20 protein-coding genes are annotated in these 19,450 nt (G+C 64.0%); 10 read left to right on the forward strand and 10 right to left on the reverse strand.

The features are described 5' to 3' along the window. Window positions 1-177: 177 nt before the first annotated feature. Entirely contained in the window at window positions 178-399 is a 222-nt protein-coding gene (locus BMW89_RS22495) for a hypothetical protein (protein ID WP_092029334.1), read from the reverse strand. Between the two features lie 95 nt (window positions 400-494). Beyond that, window positions 495-947 carry a hypothetical protein gene (locus BMW89_RS22500; RefSeq protein ID WP_092029187.1) on the reverse strand — a complete coding sequence of 151 codons (453 nt, stop codon included), beginning with the start codon at window positions 945-947 and terminating at the stop codon, window positions 495-497. 157 nt (window positions 948-1,104) lie between these two features. Here BMW89_RS22500 and BMW89_RS22505 point away from each other — a divergent pair, with 157 nt between their 5' ends. Further along, window positions 1,105-1,377, forward strand: coding sequence for a helix-turn-helix domain-containing protein (locus BMW89_RS22505; RefSeq protein ID WP_092029188.1), 273 nt, complete (start codon window positions 1,105-1,107; stop codon window positions 1,375-1,377). 8 nt (window positions 1,378-1,385) lie between these two features. Here the strand turns inward: BMW89_RS22505 and BMW89_RS22510 are convergent, their stop codons facing one another. Both BMW89_RS22510 and BMW89_RS22515 read right to left on the reverse strand, forming a co-directional pair. Next, window positions 1,386-2,618, reverse strand: coding sequence for an aminotransferase-like domain-containing protein (locus BMW89_RS22510; protein WP_092029189.1), 1,233 nt, complete (start codon window positions 2,616-2,618; stop codon window positions 1,386-1,388). A 243-nt stretch (window positions 2,619-2,861) separates the two neighbouring features. Next, the gene (locus BMW89_RS22515; protein ID WP_177196243.1) at window positions 2,862-3,386 is read right to left on the reverse strand and encodes a DUF3124 domain-containing protein; all 525 of its coding nucleotides are present in this window, start codon (window positions 3,384-3,386) and stop codon (window positions 2,862-2,864) included. Between the two features lie 67 nt (window positions 3,387-3,453). On the opposite strand from BMW89_RS22515, the gene BMW89_RS22520 reads away from it, so the two are divergent. The 4 genes from BMW89_RS22520 (at window position 3,454) to BMW89_RS22535 (ending at window position 8,902) form a co-directional block, all read left to right on the forward strand. Continuing rightward, on the forward strand, window positions 3,454-5,178 hold the full coding sequence (locus tag BMW89_RS22520; protein ID WP_092029191.1) for a cation:proton antiporter: 1,725 nt from the start codon (window positions 3,454-3,456) through the stop codon (window positions 5,176-5,178). Window positions 5,179-5,352: 174 nt separating this feature from the next. Continuing rightward, the gene (ribB, locus tag BMW89_RS22525; protein WP_092029192.1) at window positions 5,353-6,429 is read left to right on the forward strand and encodes a 3,4-dihydroxy-2-butanone-4-phosphate synthase; all 1,077 of its coding nucleotides are present in this window, start codon (window positions 5,353-5,355) and stop codon (window positions 6,427-6,429) included. Between the two features lie 147 nt (window positions 6,430-6,576). Continuing rightward, window positions 6,577-7,791, forward strand: coding sequence for an acyl-CoA dehydrogenase (locus tag BMW89_RS22530; RefSeq protein WP_092029193.1), 1,215 nt, complete (start codon window positions 6,577-6,579; stop codon window positions 7,789-7,791). 187 nt (window positions 7,792-7,978) lie between these two features. Continuing rightward, on the forward strand, window positions 7,979-8,902 hold the full coding sequence (locus tag BMW89_RS22535) for an MBL fold metallo-hydrolase (protein ID WP_177196244.1): 924 nt from the start codon (window positions 7,979-7,981) through the stop codon (window positions 8,900-8,902). Between the two features lie 7 nt (window positions 8,903-8,909). Here BMW89_RS22535 and BMW89_RS22540 read toward each other — a convergent pair whose 3' ends face one another. Further along, window positions 8,910-9,764, reverse strand: coding sequence for a DUF1499 domain-containing protein (locus BMW89_RS22540; RefSeq protein ID WP_092029194.1), 855 nt, complete (start codon window positions 9,762-9,764; stop codon window positions 8,910-8,912). A gap of 167 nt (window positions 9,765-9,931) precedes the next feature. Beyond that, on the reverse strand, window positions 9,932-11,560 hold the full coding sequence (locus BMW89_RS22545; RefSeq protein ID WP_092029195.1) for a fatty-acid--CoA ligase: 1,629 nt from the start codon (window positions 11,558-11,560) through the stop codon (window positions 9,932-9,934). A gap of 65 nt (window positions 11,561-11,625) precedes the next feature. Between BMW89_RS22545 and BMW89_RS22550 the strand changes: the two genes are divergently transcribed. Then, window positions 11,626-12,702 (forward strand): extensin family protein, encoded by a 1,077-nt coding sequence (locus tag BMW89_RS22550; RefSeq protein WP_092029196.1) that lies wholly within the window; start codon window positions 11,626-11,628, stop codon window positions 12,700-12,702. A 37-nt stretch (window positions 12,703-12,739) separates the two neighbouring features. Here BMW89_RS22550 and BMW89_RS22555 read toward each other — a convergent pair whose 3' ends face one another. After that, the gene (locus BMW89_RS22555) at window positions 12,740-13,426 is read right to left on the reverse strand and encodes a L,D-transpeptidase (protein ID WP_092029197.1); all 687 of its coding nucleotides are present in this window, start codon (window positions 13,424-13,426) and stop codon (window positions 12,740-12,742) included. A 327-nt stretch (window positions 13,427-13,753) separates the two neighbouring features. On the opposite strand from BMW89_RS22555, the gene BMW89_RS22560 reads away from it, so the two are divergent. Both BMW89_RS22560 and BMW89_RS22565 read left to right on the forward strand, forming a co-directional pair. Next, entirely contained in the window at window positions 13,754-14,731 is a 978-nt protein-coding gene (locus BMW89_RS22560; RefSeq protein ID WP_092029198.1) for a magnesium transporter CorA family protein, read from the forward strand. Window positions 14,732-15,020: 289 nt separating this feature from the next. Continuing rightward, window positions 15,021-15,254, forward strand: coding sequence for a hypothetical protein (locus BMW89_RS22565; RefSeq protein ID WP_092029199.1), 234 nt, complete (start codon window positions 15,021-15,023; stop codon window positions 15,252-15,254). Between the two features lie 79 nt (window positions 15,255-15,333). Here the strand turns inward: BMW89_RS22565 and BMW89_RS22570 are convergent, their stop codons facing one another. Genes BMW89_RS22570 through pdxH form a run of 3 tightly spaced genes read right to left on the reverse strand, consistent with a single transcriptional unit; the run spans window position 15,334 to window position 17,542 of the window. Continuing rightward, the gene (locus BMW89_RS22570; RefSeq protein ID WP_092029200.1) at window positions 15,334-16,104 is read right to left on the reverse strand and encodes a class I SAM-dependent methyltransferase; all 771 of its coding nucleotides are present in this window, start codon (window positions 16,102-16,104) and stop codon (window positions 15,334-15,336) included. Window positions 16,105-16,120: 16 nt separating this feature from the next. Beyond that, window positions 16,121-16,873, reverse strand: a complete 753-nt coding sequence (locus BMW89_RS22575; RefSeq protein WP_092029336.1) for an SDR family NAD(P)-dependent oxidoreductase — start codon at window positions 16,871-16,873, stop codon at window positions 16,121-16,123. Window positions 16,874-16,900: 27 nt separating this feature from the next. Beyond that, on the reverse strand, window positions 16,901-17,542 hold the full coding sequence (gene pdxH, locus BMW89_RS22580) for a pyridoxamine 5'-phosphate oxidase (RefSeq protein WP_092029201.1): 642 nt from the start codon (window positions 17,540-17,542) through the stop codon (window positions 16,901-16,903). A gap of 113 nt (window positions 17,543-17,655) precedes the next feature. On the opposite strand from pdxH, the gene BMW89_RS22585 reads away from it, so the two are divergent. Next, entirely contained in the window at window positions 17,656-18,063 is a 408-nt protein-coding gene (locus tag BMW89_RS22585; protein WP_177196245.1) for an RT0821/Lpp0805 family surface protein, read from the forward strand. A 165-nt stretch (window positions 18,064-18,228) separates the two neighbouring features. Next, a complete protein-coding gene (locus tag BMW89_RS22590) occupies window positions 18,229-19,194 on the forward strand; it encodes a DnaJ C-terminal domain-containing protein (RefSeq protein WP_092029202.1) in 966 nt (321 codons plus the stop codon). The last annotated feature ends 256 nt before the right edge of the window (window positions 19,195-19,450 follow it).

The raw sequence follows: 19,450 nt of genomic DNA on the forward strand, positions 1-19,450 counted from the left end.
TGCTCGTTCCGAGTATTTTGCATTCGGACCCTGAACGGTCTCGGTTGGCAAAGTTACCCTAATGCAAACTGTAATTGATCTCACCACAGCACACAACTCAATTTGCCGAAGGCGTAGTGAGCCCGAACACGCAAAGAAATGGCCCCGTGAGGGGCCATTTCCGTATCAGATTGCGCGTTAGTCCCAGTGATGACGGTGACCACGCTTGACCACCACGACACGGTCGTGATGGTGCCAGCCGCGATGCCAGCCATTGTCGCGATGCTCGCGCATTTCGGCGCGGGCGCCGTAGCCGTGATGATGGCCATTCCTGATCACCACCGTCTCTGCACTCGCCAGTGTCGGTGCAACGATCGCAAGCGCGCCGAGAGCCGCAATCACATAACCAAGCTTCTTCATGATGTCCTCCTCCAATTCAATGCACATGAGAACCGCGCATAGACGCGAACGTTCCGCAGGAATCGCAGGAGAATTCTGAACACCTGTTCAGGTGGTTAATCGCAGCGTTGTTGTGGAGGTGTTGGCGCGCCGGTCGCGACGTATTTTCCGTCCTTGATCGTGTGCACGCCGCGCTCGCTGCGATTGTAGATCGCGCGGAGGCTACCTTGCTTCGAGAGCAGCAGCCCGTACTCACGTGTCTGCTGGAGCGAAGGGAAGTACACCATCACATTGATCACGCCCTCGGCGTTGACCGTTGCGGACACCACCTCGTTTTCATCTTTGGCGTCGCCGAAATCGCGCCGGTACATCACCCTTCCGTCCTTCCGGATTTCGTAAGTCAAAAGCGCGCCCTTGTCGCGGTCGGGCCGGGCGGCGCAATCGACCGCCCATGAGCCGAGCAGGCCCCATCGTTCGACCGTCGCCGCCAGCGTTTCGGCGCGCGCCATCGGCGTGAACGCGACCCACAGCGCCGCCGCGGTCATCCAGCGGCTCAAACTACGCGTCATGTCCTGAAAAGCCTCGCCTCGAAGGATTCCAAACTCTAGCCACCCCGCGCGCGGCCGTCCACGCCAGCCGCCATTCGCGCGCGAATTTGATCCGCGTCAATGAGGCCGGCCCTATCAGGGGTAGGATGGCGCTCCCGTAGGCGAATTGGTGAGAGCGATGCTGAATCAAGTCATGGATTTCGCGGGCGAGGTGCTGCCGGGGAGCTGCGCCGTGCCGCCTTATTCCGAGACCGTGTTTCTGGCCGAGCTGGGCGAGCGCTTGAGATCTTCGCGCGCCCGCTGCGAGCTGTCGCGCCGAGAGCTCGCCCGCAGGTCCGGGATTTCCGAGCGCTACATTGCCCAGATCGAGGCCGGCAAGGGCAACGTCTCGATCGTGTTGTTGCTGCGGCTGGCCTCCGCGATCCACGGCAGCCAGCCACAGGCGGCCTGACGCGCGCCTTAGGCCCGCCTCTCCACATTGGCGCTGCGGGCCGGCACTCCGAACTCCTTGCGGCAGACTTCGGCGAGAACGGCGACGCCCTCGCGGATCTGCTGATGCGTGGGGCTGGCAAAACACAGCCGCAGACGCGAGCTGGAATGGCCCTTGTCGGTCGACCATTCCGGCCCCGGATTGATCGAGACGCCGGCGGCGAGCGCGGCCTGATAGAGCTTTAGCGTATCGACCTGATCGGGCAGCTTCACCCACAGGAAGATGCCGCCCTTCGGCACCTCGAACTCCGCTGCCGTCCCGAACTGCTCATTGAGAGCTTCCATCAGCGTATCGAGCTTGGTACGCAGCGCCTTGGTCAGCGCCGGCACATGGCTTGCAAAATGCGGCTTGCAATAGGCGGCAAGCACCATCTGCTCCAGCGCGCCCGAGCCGGCATCCGTCTTCAGCGCCAGCATCCGCGACATCACATCCCAGGGCGCGACGATGAAGCCGACGCGCAGCGCCGGCGCGATCGATTTCGAAAACGAGCCGATATGGATGACGCCGCCATTCGGGCTCATCGCGTGGATCGCGGGCGGCCGCCGTCCCGACCAGACGAGGTCGGCATAGCAATCGTCCTCGAAGATAGGCACGCCATATTCGGTCGCGAGCCGCACCAGCTCAGCGCGGCGGCTCTCCGGCATGATGCTGCCGGTCGGGTTCTGCACCGTCGGAATGGTGTAGATGTATTTCGGCCGGATGCCGCGGCTCTTCAGGTCAGCCAGCGTCGAGGTGAGCGCGTCCATGCGCATGCCGTCCTGGTCGAGGGGGACGCCAACCACGTTGACGCCGAGCCGTGCCAGGCGGGTCAGGGAGCCCTGATAGCTGTCTTGCTCGAAGATCACGGTGTCGCCGCGCGTCAGCAGCGTCGAATTGACGAGGTCCAGCGCCTGGAGCGAGCCGGAGACGATCATGAGATCGTCGACCGTGCAGGTGATGCCTGCATCGCGCTGCAGTTTTGTCACCAGGAATTCGCGCAAGGGCAGGTAGCCCTGCGGACCATGCGCCAGTCCGTAAGTCGCGAGCGTCCGCCCCTCCTGCCGCAGCACGGTATTGGCAGCCTCAACCAGGTCGTCGAGCGGGAGCTGCTCGGAGTCGTTGTTGCCGCCGACAAAATTGTATTTGGCAAGGCCCGTCCAGCGCGCAGAAGGGGCCGGCAGCCCTGTGGGAAACAGGGGCGCGAAATCGAAGCTGGACGTCATGGAAGCGTTCCTCGTTATTTTTATTGAGCGGCCGGCTTGGTGCCGACCGGGCATGGCGATTTCGATGATGTCATCATGCCAGTGTTTTGCCCGACGCGTCAAATAAAATTCGTAAAATCCGCATCCTCATCAGGCGTGCCAACAAGCCGTTGATTCTGCTGGGCGCGGCTACTGTGCATGGGGTTGTTTTCGTGTTTTCGATCTGCGGCGATCGACGTCCTCGATTCGGGCCGCTTCGCTGCTTTACTTCTTACCGGCCGTTCTCGTCGGACGACCCTGGCTGATGAAAGCGTAATGCGCATTGGCGACGCCGCCAACCATCAAGGCCTCGACCACGGGCTCGGCGATCTCGCCTGTTGCAGCCCAGTCGACGAGGAAATTGGCTCCGGTCCCGCCGCGCACGTCGTCGGTCGGAATGAAGATCGAGACGGTCGCCAGCGGCTTCAGCGCCACCGGCGCCTTCAGGTAGCTCTCAACCTGCTTGCCTGCAGTATCGAAATAAGCGATGCGTTTGACCACCAGTGCTTGCGTCTCGGAGGCGTTGTGCACGCTCAAGGTCACCGAGAAGTCGACACGCAGCTTGCCCTGGCTCATCGCAACGCTGGAATAAGCGGGGACGTAGAACCCGCCGGAAACGGCGAGTTCCTCCTTCGGCAGCGCCGTCAGCGATTCGGCAAAGTTCTGCTCGATATTGACCTTGGGCTGCGCGGCCACCGGGGCGAGCGTGAAGGGGCCTAGCAGGGCTATCAGCCAGAGCACGATCCGCATGTGACGAATTGCTCGCTTGCCGCATCGCACCCGGTCACTAGGGTGCGGCAAAACGGACCGATCTGGCATGCACGAGCTCATTCGCGACATCACTCTCTGTATTCTGTTTGCCTGGATGCTGGGCCTGCTCGCCCATTTCTCCCGGCAACCACTGATCCTCGCCTACCTTATCGCCGGCTTCTGCATAGGTCCATTCGGGGCCGGATGGGTCAAGTCGCAGGATTCGATCAGCGTCATCTCCGAGCTCGGCCTGATCTTCATGCTGTTCATGATTGGGCTCGAGATCGACCTGAAGAAGATCGTGCGGGCGGGAAAGGTAATTCTGTTCGCGGCGGGCGGCCAGCTGCTCGGCGGCTGCCTGCTCGGGGTGCTGTTCTTCGCCGGCATTGGCCTGTCGCTCGGCGGCGGCCACTTCGATGCCGTCTATCTCTGTGTCGCCTGCGCGCTGTCGAGCACCGTCATCATCGTCAAGGTGCTTTACGAGAAGCGCGAGCTCGACACGCTGCCCGGCCGCATCACGCTCGGCGTCCTCGTGCTCCAGGACATCTTCGCGATCCTGTTCCTGGCGGTGCAGCCGAGCCTCGCCAATCTCGAGGTCAGCGTCATCCTGATCTCGATCGGCCGCGTCGCAGTGCTGGTCGCCGCCGCACTGCTGGTCAGCCGCTACGTGCTGCCGCGCCTGTTCCACCAGATCGCCCGCCGCCCCGAGCTGATCCTGCTCGGCGCGCTCGCCTGGTGCTTCCTCGTCGCCGAGACCGCCGAGCAGCTGTCGCTGTCACGCGAGATGGGCGCGCTGATCGCCGGCGTCTCGCTCTCGACCTTTCCCTACGCGCTCGACGTCACCGCCAAAGTCACCACGCTCCGCGATTTCTTCATCACGCTGTTCTTCGTCGCGCTCGGCATGACCATTCCCGTGCCCGGCCTCTCCGTGATCGGGCTGGCGCTGATGATCGCGGCATTCACGGTCGTGAGCCGCCTCGTCACCACCTTTGCGCCGCTCTATCTGATGAAGCAGGGGCTGCGTGCGAGCCTGTTGCCGGCCCTCAACCTCGCGCAGATCTCCGAGTTCTCCCTGGTGGTGATCCAGACGGGCGTCTCCGACCACCACATCGCAGCCGAGACCGCGAATGCGGCCTCCTTCGCCTTCGTGGTGCTGGCGGTGCTCTCGACGTTCGCGATGAGCCGCAGCGACGAGATCACCCGCTGGGCGATCGGCCCGTTGAAGCGGATCGGCCTGCGCGACCTCGACCATGGCCATGCCGAAGACGGTCACGAGGACGGCCATGGTGAGGCGCGCCGGATCGTCATCCTCGGCTTTTTCCGTGCGGCGAGCGCGCTTTTGGCCGAGATCGAACGGCAGGCCCCGGTGCTGCTCGAGCAGATCACCGTGATCGACTTCAACCCCAATGTGTACCAGACGTTGCTGTCGCGCGGCCTGCACGTGATCTATGGCGACATCAGCAGCGCCGATACGCTGCTCCACGCCGGTGTCGGCAAGTCCGAGATGATCATCCTCAGCGTGCCGGATGCGCTTCTGAAGGGCGCCAGCAACGAGAAGCTGGTCCGCCACGTCCGCACCCTCAACCCGACCGCCATGATCGTCGCCACGGCCGATCTCTTGTCGGATGTGGGCGAGCTCTACGAGGCCGGCGCCAGCTACGTCACCGTGACCCGGCTCAGCGACGCTCATGAGCTGTTTACCGTGATCGAAGCCGCCCAGGCCGGCCTTCTGGCCGACAAGCGCGCCGAGCTCGATCAGCGGCTTGGCGAGCGGCGTGAAGTGCTGCCCTGAGAAGGCGCGGCCGCCTTCCTCCCCAACTATTTGCGCCTATATCCCTGGTATCTTCGGTGCAAGCCGGCCCGCCTCCCGGAATATGTGGTTGCGTCCAGGACACTAGCGCCCCGGCCCAAGTCGGGCTAAGGCGTCCGGCTAAGCCTCCGGCTCATAACCGATAGAGATTGGGAAATGCCCGATAGCGTTCAGGAAGTCTTGCAGGCCTTTGCCCGGGGTGAGCTCGTGGTCGTCACCGACGACGACGATCGTGAGGGCGAGGGCGATCTGATCGTCGCCGCCTCGCTCTGCACCGCCGAGAAGATGGCGTTCATCATCCGCCACACCTCCGGCATCGTCTGTGCGCCCGTTACCAGCGAGGACGCGCGGCGGCTGCGGCTCGATCCGATGGTCGCCCACAACGATTCCGCGCACACCACCGCGTTCACGGTCTCGATCGACTACAAGCCCGACGGCGGCACCGGCATCTCCGCCGAGGAGCGCGCCTCGTGCTGCCGCGCGCTGTCCAATCCCAATGCCGGCGCCAACGACTTCGCCCGCCCGGGCCACATCTTCCCGCTGATCGCCAAGGACGGCGGCGTGCTGCTGCGCTCCGGCCATACCGAGGCCGCGGTCGACCTCTGCAAGCTCTCCGGCCTGCCGCCGGTCGGCGTCATCAGCGAGCTGATGAACGACGACGGCAGCGTGATGAAGGGCGAGCAAGTCGCGCAGTTCGCTGCCAGGCACAAGCTCAAGCACGTCACCATCGCCGACATGATCGCCTACCGCCAGGCGCGCGAAAAGCTGATCGAGCGGGTCGCGACCTTCGTCACCGAGAGCCCGATCGGACCCTTGCAAGGCTATGCCTACCGCTCGCCGTTCGATTCCATCGCCCACGTCGCCTTCGTCTATAACGGCGTCGGCGACGGCAAGAACGTGCTGACGCGCTTCCACAAGCCGAACATCGTCAAGGACATCTTCACCGGCCACAAGCGCATGGCGGCCGTGCTCGAGCACTTCAAGAAGTCCGGCCGCGGCGTGCTGGTTTATCTGCGCGACGGCGCGGCCGGTGTCCCCGTGGCGGCGCTGCCCGACGAAAGCGCGACCGAGGCCGACCGCAACCGCCAGTGGCGTGAAGTCGGCGTCGGCGCGCAGATCCTGCGCGATCTCGGGGTCTCATCGATCCGCCATCTCACGTCTTCGGTGCATGACTACAAGGGCCTGTCAGGCTTCGGCATCGAGATCGTCGCCAACGAGCAGCTCGAAAGCTAGCGCTGTCATCCCGGGAGCGGCGCGCTCCCGGGAGCGCGCCCCCGGGATTCACGCAGACCTCTCCATCTGCAACGCAATTGCACTTGTTGCCGCGGCGCTTTAGTTTGTCGGGCAAATTTTGACGGAACCAGACGAAAGGACGTTTTCATGAGCGTGCGCCCTCAGGCCAAGGACAAGCCGGCTGCGGCTTCTTTCCAGTGGGACGATCCGTTCCTGCTCGACGAGCAGCTCACCGAAGACGAGCGCATGGTGCGTGACACCGCCCGCGCCTACGCGCAGGACAAGCTGATGCCGCGCGTCACCAAGGCCTATCTCGAAGAGAAGACCGACCGCGAGATCTTCAACGAGATGGGTGAGCTCGGCCTGATCGGCATCACGCTGCCGGAGGAATTTGGCTGTGCGAACGCGAGCTACGTCGCCTATGGCCTCGTCGCGCGCGAGATCGAGCGGGTGGACTCGGGCTACCGCTCGATGAACTCGGTACAATCCTCGCTGGTGATGTATCCGATCTATGCCTATGGCGATGAGAACCAGCGCAAGAAATACCTGCCGAAGCTCGCGAGCGGCGAGTGGGTCGGCTGCTTCGGCCTGACCGAGCCGGACGCCGGCTCCGACCCGGGCGGGATGAAAACCCGCGCCGAGAAGGTTTCCGACGGCTACCGCCTGACCGGCAGCAAGATGTGGATCTCGAATGCGCCGATCGCCGACGTCTTCGTGGTCTGGGCCAAGTCGGCCGCACACGACAACCAGATCCGCGGCTTCGTGCTGGAGAAGGGCATGAAGGGCCTGTCCGCCCCGAAGATCGGCGGCAAGCTCAGCTTGCGCGCCTCCATCACCGGTGAAGTCGTGATGGACGGCGTCGTGGTTCCGGAAGACGCGCTGCTGCCCAACGTCTCCGGCCTCAAGGGCCCGTTCGGCTGCCTCAACCGCGCCCGTTACGGCATCTCCTGGGGCGTGCTCGGCGCCGCCGAGGACTGCATGCACCGCGCCCGCCAGTACACGCTCGACCGCAAGCAGTTCGGCAGGCCGCTCGCTGCGACGCAGCTGGTGCAGAAGAAGCTCGCCGACATGGAGACCGAGATCGCGCTCGGCCTCCAGGGTTCGCTTCGCGTCGGCCGCCTGATGGACGAGGGTAAGTTCGCGCCCGAGATGATCTCGATCATGAAGCGCAACAATTGCGGCAAGGCCCTCGACATCGCCCGCGTCGCGCGCGACATGCACGGCGGCAACGGTATCTCGGCCGAATACCACGTGATGCGGCATGTCCATAACCTCGAGACGGTCAACACCTACGAGGGCACCCACGACGTCCACGCCCTGATTTTGGGTCGCGCCATCACCGGCATTCAGGCGTTTTTCTAGTCGCGGCGGATTCCGTGGTCGTTGTTTTGCTCAGCTGTCATCGTCCGCCTGGTGCGCACTGCGCACTGGGGCGGACGGTCCAGTATTCCAGAGACCTCGCCTTCGCCTCAGACGCCGCGGCGTACTGGATCCCCCGCTTTCGCGGGGTATGACGGCGAGGGTGGGACTGCAGTGCACAGGAAGTCCCATGTCCGACAACGACGACGTCCCGTTCAACCGCAACTTTCCGCTCAAGCCCGGCATCGTCGAGGAAGTCCGTCCCGGCGTGCGGCGCGTGCTCTGTAACAATCCGAGCCCGTTCACCTTCACCGGCACCGTCAGCTACATTGTCGGCAAGGGCAACGTCGCGATCATCGACCCCGGCCCGGACGATGCGGCGCACGCGAAAGCGCTGCTCGATGCCGTCAGCGGCGAGACGGTGAGCCATATCCTCGTCACCCACACCCATCGCGATCATTCGCCGAACACCGCGCGGATCAAGCAGGCGACCGGCGCGCCGGTTTATGCCGAGGGCCCGCACCGCGCCTCGCGCCCGCGCTTCGAGAGCGAGAAGCACAATCCGGAATCCGGCTCCGACCGCGACTTCGTGCCCGATATCAGGATCGCCCATGGCGACGTCGTCGAGGGCGACGGCTGGCGGCTCGAGGCCGTGGCGACGCCCGGCCACACCGCCAACCATCTCGCCTTCGCCTGGCCCGAGCGAAAGTTCAATTTCGTCGGCGATCACGTGATGGGCTGGTCGACGTCGATCGTGGCGCCGCCCGATGGCTCGATGATCGACTACATGGACTCGCTGGATCGTCTCGCCGCGCGCGAAGAGGATTTGTATTTCTCCGGCCACGGCCCCGAGATCCCGGACGGCCCGCGTTTCGTGCGTTTCCTGATCCGTCACCGCAAGGCGCGCGAGGCCTCGATCCTGCACCGCCTCGCCAAGGGCGAGACCGACATTCCGACCATGGTGCGTGCGATCTATATCGGCATCGATCCGCGCCTGACGACGGCCGCCGGCTATTCGGTGCTGGCGCATCTGGAAGATCTGGTCGCGCGCGGCGTGGTGGCGACGGATGGCGATCCGGTGATCGGCGGGACGTATCGGATGGCGAACGCCTAGCGTCCCGTTATTTCTTCACCGTCTTCGCGGGCGCCTTCGGCGGCGTCACCGGCGTCTTCTTCACCGGCTTCAGCGCGTCAGCATCCGCGGCCGTGTTGAGATCGTCGATGAACTTGGTGACGCGCGCGGCGTTGCTGCCGAGGTCGCTGTCGAAATAGCGCGAGGCGGAGCGGATATCGACGCGGGAATCGTCACCGTCAGGCACGACCCTGATGGAAATATCCTCACGGAAACCCATGATCGGCGTGCGCGCTACCGCCTCGATCCGGCCGATGCGGCGCGGCGGTTGCGGCGCGCGCTCGTCGATAACGAGCCATTTGCGTTTGTTGACGATCTGGAGCGCGATCGCATAGGCGCGGTCGACCGGAATCTCCAGCTCGATCGGCTCGATATCAGGATAGAACTGGCGCTGCTGCTCCGCCGAATAGAGGCCGGTGTAAGCGGCCGTATTGGCGCCGTCGCCGGTGCGCAGGCGCGCCAGCGCATCAAAGCGGGGCGGGTCGATCGGGTCGGTGGTGATGTCGTGGATCGGCGGCAACCTGCTGTATTGCAGGCCGAGATAGGCAGGGTAGGCGAGGATCGCACCGTCGATCAGGAAGGCGATCAGGATGCGGGCCATGCCACGTGAGCCGTTCTGCCAGATCGCGGCAAAGCCGGCGAGACCGAACAGGATCGAGAGCGCGGCAATCGCCAGCCCGCCGAAGAAGGTGACGACCGCCGGCTTCGGCTCCAGAAAGCCGAAGCGGACGACGATGATCGACACCACCACCGCCACCACCGCGAACACCGCCAGATTGCGCGCCCAGCTCGCGAGGCTGGATACGGGCTCCGTCTGATAGGGAGCGGAAAACCTGCGGGCCATCGGGTGAGCTCTGCCGGGGTCTTGGGGGCGATGCCGGCCGATCTGGCGCGACGATGGAGCCGTTGAGACCACGGCCCGGAGGCAAATTCAAGAGTTCCCGGGTTGTTACGGCCCGTCATCCCGGGGGCGGCCCATCGAGCCGCCCGGAATGACGTTCAGGCGCTGGCCTACGCCGCCGCGTTCGGGAAGCGGTACTCCTTGAACTGGTCGCGCAGCGCCGTTTTCAGGATCTTGCCGGTGGCGGTGTGAGGGATGCCGTCGACGAAGGCGACGTCGTCGGGCATCCACCATTTGGCGATCTTGCCATCCATGTATTTCAGGATGTCCTCGCGGCTGGCCTGCTGGCCTTGCTTGAGCTGCACGATCAGGAGCGGCCGCTCGTCCCATTTGGGATGGAACACGCCGATCACGGCGGCTTCCGCCACGGCGGGATGGCCGACCGCGAGGTTTTCGAGGTCGATCGAGGAGATCCACTCGCCGCCGGACTTGATCACGTCCTTGGAGCGGTCGGTGATCCTCATGTAGCCGGCCTCGTCGATAGTCGCGACGTCGCCGGTGTCGAAGAAGCCTTCCTCGTCGAGGATGTCAGTGTCGATGCGGAAGTAGGCCTTGGCGACGGCCGGGCCGGAGACTTTGAGGCGGCCGAAGGTCGTGCCGTCCCACGGCAGCTCCTTGCCGGCATCGTCGGTGATCTTCATCTCGACCGCGAAGGGCGCATAGCCCTGCATCTGGAGCACGTCGAGCTTGGCATCGCCGGTCGCGTTCTGGAACGGCGGCTTCAGCGCCGCGACGCTGCCGATCGGGCTCATCTCGGTCATGCCCCAGGCGTGGCGCACGTTCGAGCCCATGTCGAGGAAGGCCTTGATCATCGAGCGCGGCATCGCCGAGCCGCCGCAGATCACCATCTTCAGCTCCGGCAGCTTGAGATTATTAGCGGTCATGTGCTGGAGCAGCATCAGCCACACCGTCGGCACGCCGGCGGTGTGCGTCACCTTCTCGGTCGAGAGCAGCTCGTAGACCGAGGCGCCGTCGAGCTTGGCGCCGGGCATCACCAGCTTGGTGCCCTGCGAGGGCGCGGAGAAGGCGATGCCCCAGCTGTTGGCGTGGAACAGCGGAACCACCGGCAGCATTGTCTCGGACGCGCTGGTGCCGAGCGCATCGACATTGTTGGCCATCAGCGCGTGCAGCACGTTGGAGCGATGCGAATACAGCACGCCCTTCGGGTCGCCCGTGGTGCCTGATGTGTAGCACATCGCGGCTGCCGTGTTCTCGTCAAAGTCCTTCCATTTGAATTGGCCGTCGGCCTCCGCGATCCAGTCCTCGTAGGCCACCACATTCTTCAGCGTGGTCTCAGGCATATGCGCCTTGTCGGTGAGCACGACGTAGCGTTCCACGCTTGGCAGCTTGTCGGCGATCTTCTCCAGGACTGGAACGAAGGTGATGTCGGTCATCACGATGCGATCCTGCGCATGGTTGATGATCCAGGCGATCTGCTCGGGGAAAAGGCGAGGATTGACGGTATGGCAGATGGCGCCGATCCCCATGATGCCGTACCAGACTTCGAGATGGCGCCAGGTGTTCCAGGCGATCGTTGCGACGCGGTCGCCGAGCTTGATGCCGTCGCGCTCCAGGACTTGCGAGACCTTGAGCGCGCGCTTGTGGATGTCGCCATAGGTGGTGCGATGGATCGGTCCCTCGACCGATCGCGTGACAACCTCCTGCTTGCCATGAATCCTGGCAGCGTGTTCGATGATCCGGTGGCAGAGCAGGGGCCAATCTTGCATCAAACCAAGCATTCCGTCGTTCCTCCGAGAATTCGCTGGGCGGGTTGTCGCTCTCAGCGCTGGGCCAAAGAATTGTCATGAGTCTTAGCCTGCCGGACTTTCGCCGCAAATGGTCTTGTCGCGGCTATATGTCCGCCCGCGCGGCAATGGTTACCGCCGCGCTGGGGCTAGCGCTTGTGCTCGGGGATCGGGCGGAGGCGCGAAAATATGCTGCGCCGCTGGATATCTTTGGCCTTGGTACGCCGCGGCCGCGCGCAGCGGTTCATTCCGCCAGGATACCGCTACCAAAACCCCGCCCGGAGGAGGCCCCTAAATCAACGGACGAGGCCCCGGAGGCCGAGGGGAAGCCGTCTCCTGACAAGCCCGGCGCCAACAAGCCCGCCGAGGCTGCGTCGCCTCCCGAGAAGCAGCTTTCGGCCTGTCGGCTCGGGCTGACCGAGGAAATCGCGATCGCCCCCTCCATACCCGATATCCGCGGCCCCGGTGCCTGCGGCGGCGAGGATCTGGTGCGGCTGGAGGCGATCGTGCTGCCTGACAAGCGCAAGGTGCCGGTCAAGCCGGCGGCGATCCTCCGCTGCACCATGGCATCCGCGATCGCCGATTGGGTGCGCAAGGACATGGTGCCGCTGGCCACCAGCCTCGGCTCGACCATCAGCGATCTCGACAATTTCGACAGCTTCGAGTGCCGCGGCCGCAACCGCATCGTTGGCGCCATGCTGTCCGAGCACGGCAAGGCCAACGCCCTCGACGTCCGCGCCATCAAGCTCGCCAACGGCCAGTCGATCGGCCTCACCGACCGGACCCTGTCGCGCGACGTGCGCGAGCGCGTGCTGCATTCGGTCTGCTCGCGGTTTTCCACCGTGCTCGGCCCGGGATCGGACTGGTACCACGAGGACCATATCCATCTCGATCTCGCGCAGCGGCGTAACGACTACCGGATCTGCCAGTGGAATGTCTGGGATCCCCTGCCGCAGGTCGCACCGCTCTTGCCGGCGGAACGGCCCGAGGAGGCGCCGCCGCGCGAGGTCGCGGCCAAGCCTGAAGCAAAGGACGGAGCTGATGACGCGGCGGCGGAGAAGTCCCCTGCGCCTTCGGACAAGTCGGTGCCGGAGAAGGGGCAGCCGTCTAAGCCGGCAACAAAAAAGCGCCGGTAAAACCGGCGCTTTTGCATGTCTAGAGATCAAAAGGCGATCAGTTGCTACCTGCCTGGCCGGTTCCACCGCCCTGCAGCGCAAGGCGCGAATTGTAGGGCGAGTCGCCATGCTTGGGCTCGAGCACGACCACGATGGTGCCGAGCTTGACGCGGCCGTAGAGATCGATCGCGTCCTCATTGGTCATGCGGATGCAGCCCGACGAGATCGAGGCGCCGATATATTCCGGCTGGTTGGTACCGTGGATGCGGAATAGCGTGTCCTTGCCGCCGGAGTAGAGATACATCGCGCGCGAGCCCATCGGATTGTCCGGACCGGGCGCAACGAACGTCGGCACGCCCAGACGCGAAATCTCGCCGGGGGTGGGGTGCCATGCCGGCCACTCGGTCATGCTGCCGACCTTGGCGATGCCCGACCATGCCATGGCCTCTTCGCCGACGGTGATGCCGTAGCGGATCGCCTTGCCGCCATCCATCACGTAATAGAGGTAGTGATTGTCGGAATCGACGACGATCGAGCCCGCCGACTCCTTGCGGTGGTAGTCGACGATGGCGCGGCGGAACGGCTCCGCGACCGGAGTGTTCTCGTACCGAACCTTGGCAAGGAGTTCCTTGTCTTTCGGCTTGAAGGCCTTGGTGTCGGTCGCTTCAAAATGTGTGGCCTGCATGCAGCCCGACAGCATCACGCCAGCGGCCAAGATACCCAGCATAACTTTCAGCGACGACATGATTTGGTTCCAATCGACAACAACAAACTTGCGTGGAGCTTGAGCCAAGCCCAAAGACCACGATTCCGTTGACCCTATTATCGTTGAAATCTGCCACAATTCCAGCCTTTCGGACCTTTTCCCGCGATGCGAGACCTCACCTGTGGCTTTTTTGCCGCAAATTTTGCGGCCGGGAGCCGATTTTAGGGCAAGGCATGCCGAACTGTCGATTCCGGGCCACGGTGTCGCCACAAATGCAAACGCTCCGTTAATGTGCTTGTCATCATGAACTTGTCAGAATCGCGCTAAGGGCTGTCATTCTGTCGCAGGCCCTTGCTGGAGTTGTGCATGTTTTCTGTGTTCGTTCCCTCCGAGTCCTCCCTCAAGAAGGCTGTGGTCGAGGATCTCGCGGCGGTGCCGGAGCACGCGGTGTGGATTGACCTGTTCAACCCGACCGCGGCCGAGGACAAGGCCGTGGAGAAGCTCTCGGGGATCGCGATCCCGACCCGGGAGGACATGCAGGAGATCGAGATCTCCAGCCGGCTCTATATCGAGAACGGCGCCCGCTACATGACGGCGACGCTGATGTGCCAATCCGATACCGACATGCCGCGGACCACGCCGGTGACCTTCATTCTCGGCGACCATCGCCTGGTGACGGTGCGCTACGACCAGCCCAAGCCGTTCGCGCTGGTGGAAGCCAAGCTTGCCCGGTCCTGCGCGCCGGCCGTCACCGGCGAGATGGTGCTGATGGAACTGCTGGACGCGGTGATCGACCGCTGCGCCGACATTTTGGAACGCGCCGGGGCCGATGTCGATCAGGTCTCCCACGACATCTTCGAACCCGAGAGCGAGCGCCACGGCCACGCCAAGCAATACTCGCAAATCCTGATCTCGATCGGCCGCAAGGGCGATCTGACCTCCAAGGTCCGCGAAAGCCTGGTGTCGATCGGCCGCGTCGTCACCTTCCTTTCGGCGATCGTGGAAGGCGTGAAATGGTCGAAGGACATGCGCGAGCAGCTCAAGACCATGCAGCGCGACGTCGCCTCGCTGACCGACCACGCCTCCTATCTCTCCAGCAAGATCACCTTCGTGCTCGACGCCATGCTCGGCGTCGTCAATCTCGAACAGAACAACATCATCAAGCTGTTTTCGGTCATGGCCGTTGTCCTGATGCCGCCGACGCTGATCGCTTCGATCTACGGCATGAACTTCAAGGCGATGCCGGAGCTCGAATGGGCGCATGGTTATCCGTTTGCGCTCGTGCTGATGCTGTGCGCCGCGATCGTTCCGTACTGGATCTTCAAGTGGAAGAAGTGGCTGTAGAGCACGATCCGGACCCGAAGGGCCGCGTAGCGCAAAGTGTGTAGCGGTTTTCCCTCGCGACAAACGCGGAACGCGTTTGCGCGGAGATCACGCTCAAACAAAGATACCTACCGAGACCTTACGCTGGTCGCAGAGACACCGCGGTTGGTGTCGCAGAATAGAGCGGGATTGAGGCCGCGCGGTGATGCGTGTCCCCCGCCCCAATTCCTCCGGTAAAATTTGAGCGGTGGGCTGAACGTTTGCGCGAAACTTGTCTGCGATAAGTAGCGTGTAGCCGCGAGGAAAAGCCATGGTTGAGAAACACATAACGTCGCCCCGCAACGTCATCGATCTGGCGAACTATCGCCAGGTCCTGGCGAGCGGCAAGGCGTCGTCGATGTCGGCACGGATGTGCCGGCACTGTGGTGCTCCGCTGCTCGACGGTGAGAACGACGACGACTGCTCGACTGCAATCGATGCTGCAGCTCCAAATGCTGCAGCGCCAAGACTGCGCGAACAGCCGCGTCGGTTTCGCGCCGATTGAGAACGGAAGATAAGGGCGATCCAGGTCTTGCGGCGGCTTTGTCTGGATCGCCTTGCTTCCGTCTTTCTCGACGATTCACCTAACACTTCACGATCTGCGCCGTCGAGACAACGGTCTCGGCGATCATGCCGTCGCGGCTGAACGACGCGAGGTGCTCTTCGACATCGCGCGGCATCGCCTCGACGTTCTCGCCCAGCGCTTCCGGTGAGGACGACGAGTAGGTGAGCACGCGTTGCGTCAGGTCCTGCACACTGACCGTGTAGCTGGTCTCGACTGTGACGAGCTCGGTGGACTGAAAGGCACTCCCGCGAAAGAACGCCGGCAGGTCGCGATGGGTGCGTGTGCCCGTGCCTGCCTCCTCCCAGAGCTTGGCCGGCGACCAGCGGCGGCGGACTTCGTTGTAGCCAGCGAGCCACGGATTGCTGCCGTCGGTGGCCGAGAACGAGGCGCAGATCACAACTGCGCCGTCGCGCGCGACCAGCTCTTCAAGCCGTGCCAGCGTCGGCTCACGATCCATCCAGTGCAGCGCGCGGCCGATCGTCACGACGTCGAATGTACCGATGCCGGGGCTAAGCGTCTCGGCCTTGCCTTCGATCAGCGTCAGCGCGTGGCCCGCGCTCGCAGCCGCGCGTCGCGCCGCATCGAGCATCGCGGTCTCAGGGTCGACGCCGACGATGCGGCCGACATAGGAGGCGAAGCCGAGCGCCAGCAGTCCGGGGCCGGTGCCGAGGTCGATCAAGCTGCCCTGTTTGGAGAGGCCGAGCTTCTGGGCGACGCTGCGAAAGAATTCGCTCGGGTAGGGCGGTCGCAAGTGCTCGTAGAGTGACGCAGTGCTCGCGAACCGGCCCATGTTTCGCCTGCCCGGCCTACACGTGCTGGCCGCCGTTGATGTGGATCTCGGCGCCGTTGACGTAGGACGAGGTGTCCGTGCACAGCACGTAGATGATCTTGGCGACCTCGTCGGGCGTGCCGAGGCGGTGCAACGGGATCTGCTGCTCGACGATCTTCTCGGTGCCCGGCGACAGGATCGAGGTGTCGATCTCGCCCGGCGCGATCGCGTTGACGCGCACGCCGACGCGGCCGAAGTCCGAGGCCATTTCGCGCGTCAGCGATGCGAGCGCGGCCTTCGAGGTCGCGTAGGCGGCGCCCGCGAACGGATGCACGCGTGAGCCCGCGATCGAGGTGACGTTCACCACCGAGCCTTTGGCTGTCTTCAATTCCTCGATCAGCCCACGCGCGATCATGATCGGCGCGAAGAAGTTGACATGGAAGACGTGTGTCCAGGTGTCGAGGTCGGTGTCGATCGAGCCGAGCCGGGAGCCGCCCGGTCCCTTCGGCGAGATCGCGGCGTTGTTGACCAGGGCATGCAGCATGCCGCCTTCGAGACGGTCGCGAATGTCGTTGATCGCGCGCGCGGTATCGGTGGGGTTGCCGAGATCGACCTGGATGTGATCCTCAGGGCCGGCGTCCCATGGACAATCCTCGGGGAAGGGATGCCGCGAGCAGGTGATGACACGCCACCCCGCCGACGAGAAGCGGATCACGGTGGCATGGCCGATGCCGCGGCTTGCTCCAGTCAGGAGCAGCGTGCGACGCGGCGCATTGGACGAATGCGGCATGGACATCTTTCAGGTCGGCCCAAAGCTTTAGGGATACATCCGCGTCTTGGACCACGGTTGGCCAGCCGCGTCACGGCGAAATTCGATGCGGTCGTGCAGGCGGAATGGGCGGTCATGCCAGAACTCGATACGCGCCGGCGTGATGCGCCAGCCGCTCCAGCCCGGCGGCCGCGGCACCTCGCCGATGATGTGCTTGGCCGCAACCTTCGCAATGGCTTGCTCGAAGGCGAAGCGGCTCTCCAGCGCCTCGGACTGCTTGCTCGCCCAGGCGCCGATCTGCGCCTGCTTGGGGCGGGTCGCGAAATAGGAATCGGCCTCGGCTTCGGTCACCGGCGTCACGTTGCCGCGGATGCGGACCTGACGGCGCAGCGACTTCCAGTGAAAAAGTAACGCGGCCTTAGGATTTGCGGCGAGTTCGCGGCCCTTTTGGCTGGCGATGTGGCTGTAGAAGACGAAACCCTCGGTATCGAAGCCCTTCATCAGCACCATGCGCACGTCCGGAAGGCCGTCCGCGTCGACCGTTGCGAGAGCCATGGCGTTCGGATCGTTCGGCTCGCTCTTGATCGCCTCGTTCAGCCAGGCCTCGAACAGCGCAAATGGCTCGTCAGCGGCGGTGAAATCACCGGATGTTAAGGGTGTCTGGTGTTTCATCGAGGTCGTGTCGGTCATGTCTGGAGTCCGAGTTGCGTCCCGCGGCCCAAAACGCGTTGTTGTCCGCTACCGCCCTATATAGGGCATGGGGGTGCGTTGGCCTATCGGCGATCCGCCCGTCCGGCTTTGTCATGACGATGATTCTGATCGGACTTGGCTCCGGCGGTTGCAGCTTTTCCCGCAACGACACCAACGCCTATGCCAAGGCCGACGACAGCGACCTCACCGGTTCGATCGCGCGACCGGCCAAGGAGGCCGCACCGACCGAGACCGATCTCGCCTTCGCCCGCAACGCCGCCTCCGACGTGCTGAGCAAGGGCGACAAGGATGCCAGCCAGCACTGGGAAAATCCGGAAACCGGAGCGCGGGGCTCGGTCACGCCGATCGCGCAATCCTATGCCGCCGAGGATGGCCGCAAATGCCGCGATTTCCTGGCGAGCTATGTCAACGGCAGCACCGAAAGCTGGCTCCAGGGCGCCGGATGCCAAAGCAGCCGTGGCCGTTGGGAGATTCATACGCTAAAGCCGTGGCGGAGCTGAGCATGATCCGGAAAAGTGGAACCGGTTTTCCGATAAGATCATGCTCCAAACGTAGAGAATCGCTTCACTCGACTAGTTGCAAAAATGCCACTCCAACCCCACATGGTTTGCAGGTGGGGCGGGGAGCCCTTTGAACAATTCGATTCCTTGAAGGAGACGTGACGGATGCGCGACCCCTATGAGGTCTTGGGGGTGCCGCGGAGCGCCAACGCTGCCGCGATCAAGAGTGCCTATCGCAAGCTCGCCAAGAAGCACCATCCCGACAGCAACAAGGACGACCCGAAGGCCGCCGACCACTTCTCCGAGATCAATTCGGCGAACGAGATCATCGGCGACGAGGACAAGCGCAAGCAGTTCGACCGCGGCGAGATCGGTGCCGACGGCAAGCCGCGCTTCCAAGGCCATCCGGGCGGCGGCGGGCCGCGTGGGCGCGCGGGTCCCGGCGGCTTCGAGAACTATACGTTCCGCGGCGGTGGCGCGGGCCCAGGCCAGGGCACGGGCGGGTTCGAGGACATCCTCAACAGCATGTTCGGCGGTGGGGTGCGCGGCGCGCGACCCGGGGCCGGCGGCAATCCCCAGTTCGAATTCGATACTGGCGGGGTCGGGCTGGATCTCGACGTCAACGTCGCCATGTCCGTCTCGCTGGAAGAGTCGGTCAAGGGTGGCGAGAAGCGCGTCCGGCTGCCGAACGGCAAGGAGCTCAACGTCAAGATTCCGGCCGGCGTGGCGGAAGCCCAGCAGATCCGGCTGAGGGGGCAGGGCGAGAGCGCCCAGGGCCATCCGCCCGGCGATCTCCTGATCACCATCAGCATTGCGCCGCACCCGTTCTTCAAGGTCGAAGGCGCCGACCTGCGGATCGATCTGCCGATCACGCTCTACGAGGCGGTGCTCGGCGGCAAGGTTCGCGTGCCCACCCTTGGCAATATCGTGGAGCTGTCGGTCCCGAAAAACACCTCCAGCGGCCGGACCTTCCGTCTCAAAGGTAAGGGCTTGCCGAAAACGGGCGGAACCGGGGATCTCTTCGTCGCCATCAGGATTATGCTACCGGACGGGAACGACGCCGAGCTTGAGGCATTGATGGAGAAGTGGCGGGACCAGCACCCCTACAATCCACGTAGCGGGCTTGGTTAGGGCGAGATCGAACTGAAGGGGTTTCTCCTAAAGGCTGAGCATTCTCCCGGCAGGATGATGCTCATCATACACGTGAAGCGTGGTAGCGCTTCGACGCTCGACGTATCGGCTGTCCGGCGGGGCAGCCGATAAAAAGGTGCGGCCTCGAGAGGGGGACCAGCGCGGTACCAAAAACCCCAATCGAGGCCGCCCGCGTCGATCGGCGGATCGAACGCCGCTCATAATCGCGTGATCACCCGGTGCGATAATGAGACGC

The sequence above is a fragment of the Bradyrhizobium sp. OK095 genome (genome assembly GCF_900109945.1).
Classification (GTDB): Bacteria; Pseudomonadota; Alphaproteobacteria; order Rhizobiales; family Xanthobacteraceae; genus Bradyrhizobium.

Coding starts and splice junctions, on each gene's coding strand:
- BMW89_RS22495 (WP_092029334.1), bottom strand. CDS start 399: ATGAAGAAGCTTGGTTATGTGATTGCGGCTCTCGGCGCGCTTGCGATC.
- BMW89_RS22500 (WP_092029187.1), bottom strand. CDS start 947: ATGACGCGTAGTTTGAGCCGCTGGATGACCGCGGCGGCGCTGTGGGTC.
- BMW89_RS22505 (WP_092029188.1), top strand. CDS start 1,105: ATGCTGAATCAAGTCATGGATTTCGCGGGCGAGGTGCTGCCGGGGAGC.
- BMW89_RS22510 (WP_092029189.1), bottom strand. CDS start 2,618: ATGACGTCCAGCTTCGATTTCGCGCCCCTGTTTCCCACAGGGCTGCCG.
- BMW89_RS22515 (WP_177196243.1), bottom strand. CDS start 3,386: ATGCGGATCGTGCTCTGGCTGATAGCCCTGCTAGGCCCCTTCACGCTC.
- BMW89_RS22520 (WP_092029191.1), top strand. CDS start 3,454: ATGCACGAGCTCATTCGCGACATCACTCTCTGTATTCTGTTTGCCTGG.
- ribB (WP_092029192.1), top strand. CDS start 5,353: ATGCCCGATAGCGTTCAGGAAGTCTTGCAGGCCTTTGCCCGGGGTGAG.
- BMW89_RS22530 (WP_092029193.1), top strand. CDS start 6,577: ATGAGCGTGCGCCCTCAGGCCAAGGACAAGCCGGCTGCGGCTTCTTTC.
- BMW89_RS22535 (WP_177196244.1), top strand. CDS start 7,979: ATGTCCGACAACGACGACGTCCCGTTCAACCGCAACTTTCCGCTCAAG.
- BMW89_RS22540 (WP_092029194.1), bottom strand. CDS start 9,764: ATGGCCCGCAGGTTTTCCGCTCCCTATCAGACGGAGCCCGTATCCAGC.
- BMW89_RS22545 (WP_092029195.1), bottom strand. CDS start 11,560: ATGCTTGGTTTGATGCAAGATTGGCCCCTGCTCTGCCACCGGATCATC.
- BMW89_RS22550 (WP_092029196.1), top strand. CDS start 11,626: ATGAGTCTTAGCCTGCCGGACTTTCGCCGCAAATGGTCTTGTCGCGGC.
- BMW89_RS22555 (WP_092029197.1), bottom strand. CDS start 13,426: ATGTCGTCGCTGAAAGTTATGCTGGGTATCTTGGCCGCTGGCGTGATG.
- BMW89_RS22560 (WP_092029198.1), top strand. CDS start 13,754: ATGTTTTCTGTGTTCGTTCCCTCCGAGTCCTCCCTCAAGAAGGCTGTG.
- BMW89_RS22565 (WP_092029199.1), top strand. CDS start 15,021: ATGGTTGAGAAACACATAACGTCGCCCCGCAACGTCATCGATCTGGCG.
- BMW89_RS22570 (WP_092029200.1), bottom strand. CDS start 16,104: ATGGGCCGGTTCGCGAGCACTGCGTCACTCTACGAGCACTTGCGACCG.
- BMW89_RS22575 (WP_092029336.1), bottom strand. CDS start 16,873: ATGCCGCATTCGTCCAATGCGCCGCGTCGCACGCTGCTCCTGACTGGA.
- pdxH (WP_092029201.1), bottom strand. CDS start 17,542: ATGACCGACACGACCTCGATGAAACACCAGACACCCTTAACATCCGGT.
- BMW89_RS22585 (WP_177196245.1), top strand. CDS start 17,656: ATGACGATGATTCTGATCGGACTTGGCTCCGGCGGTTGCAGCTTTTCC.
- BMW89_RS22590 (WP_092029202.1), top strand. CDS start 18,229: ATGCGCGACCCCTATGAGGTCTTGGGGGTGCCGCGGAGCGCCAACGCT.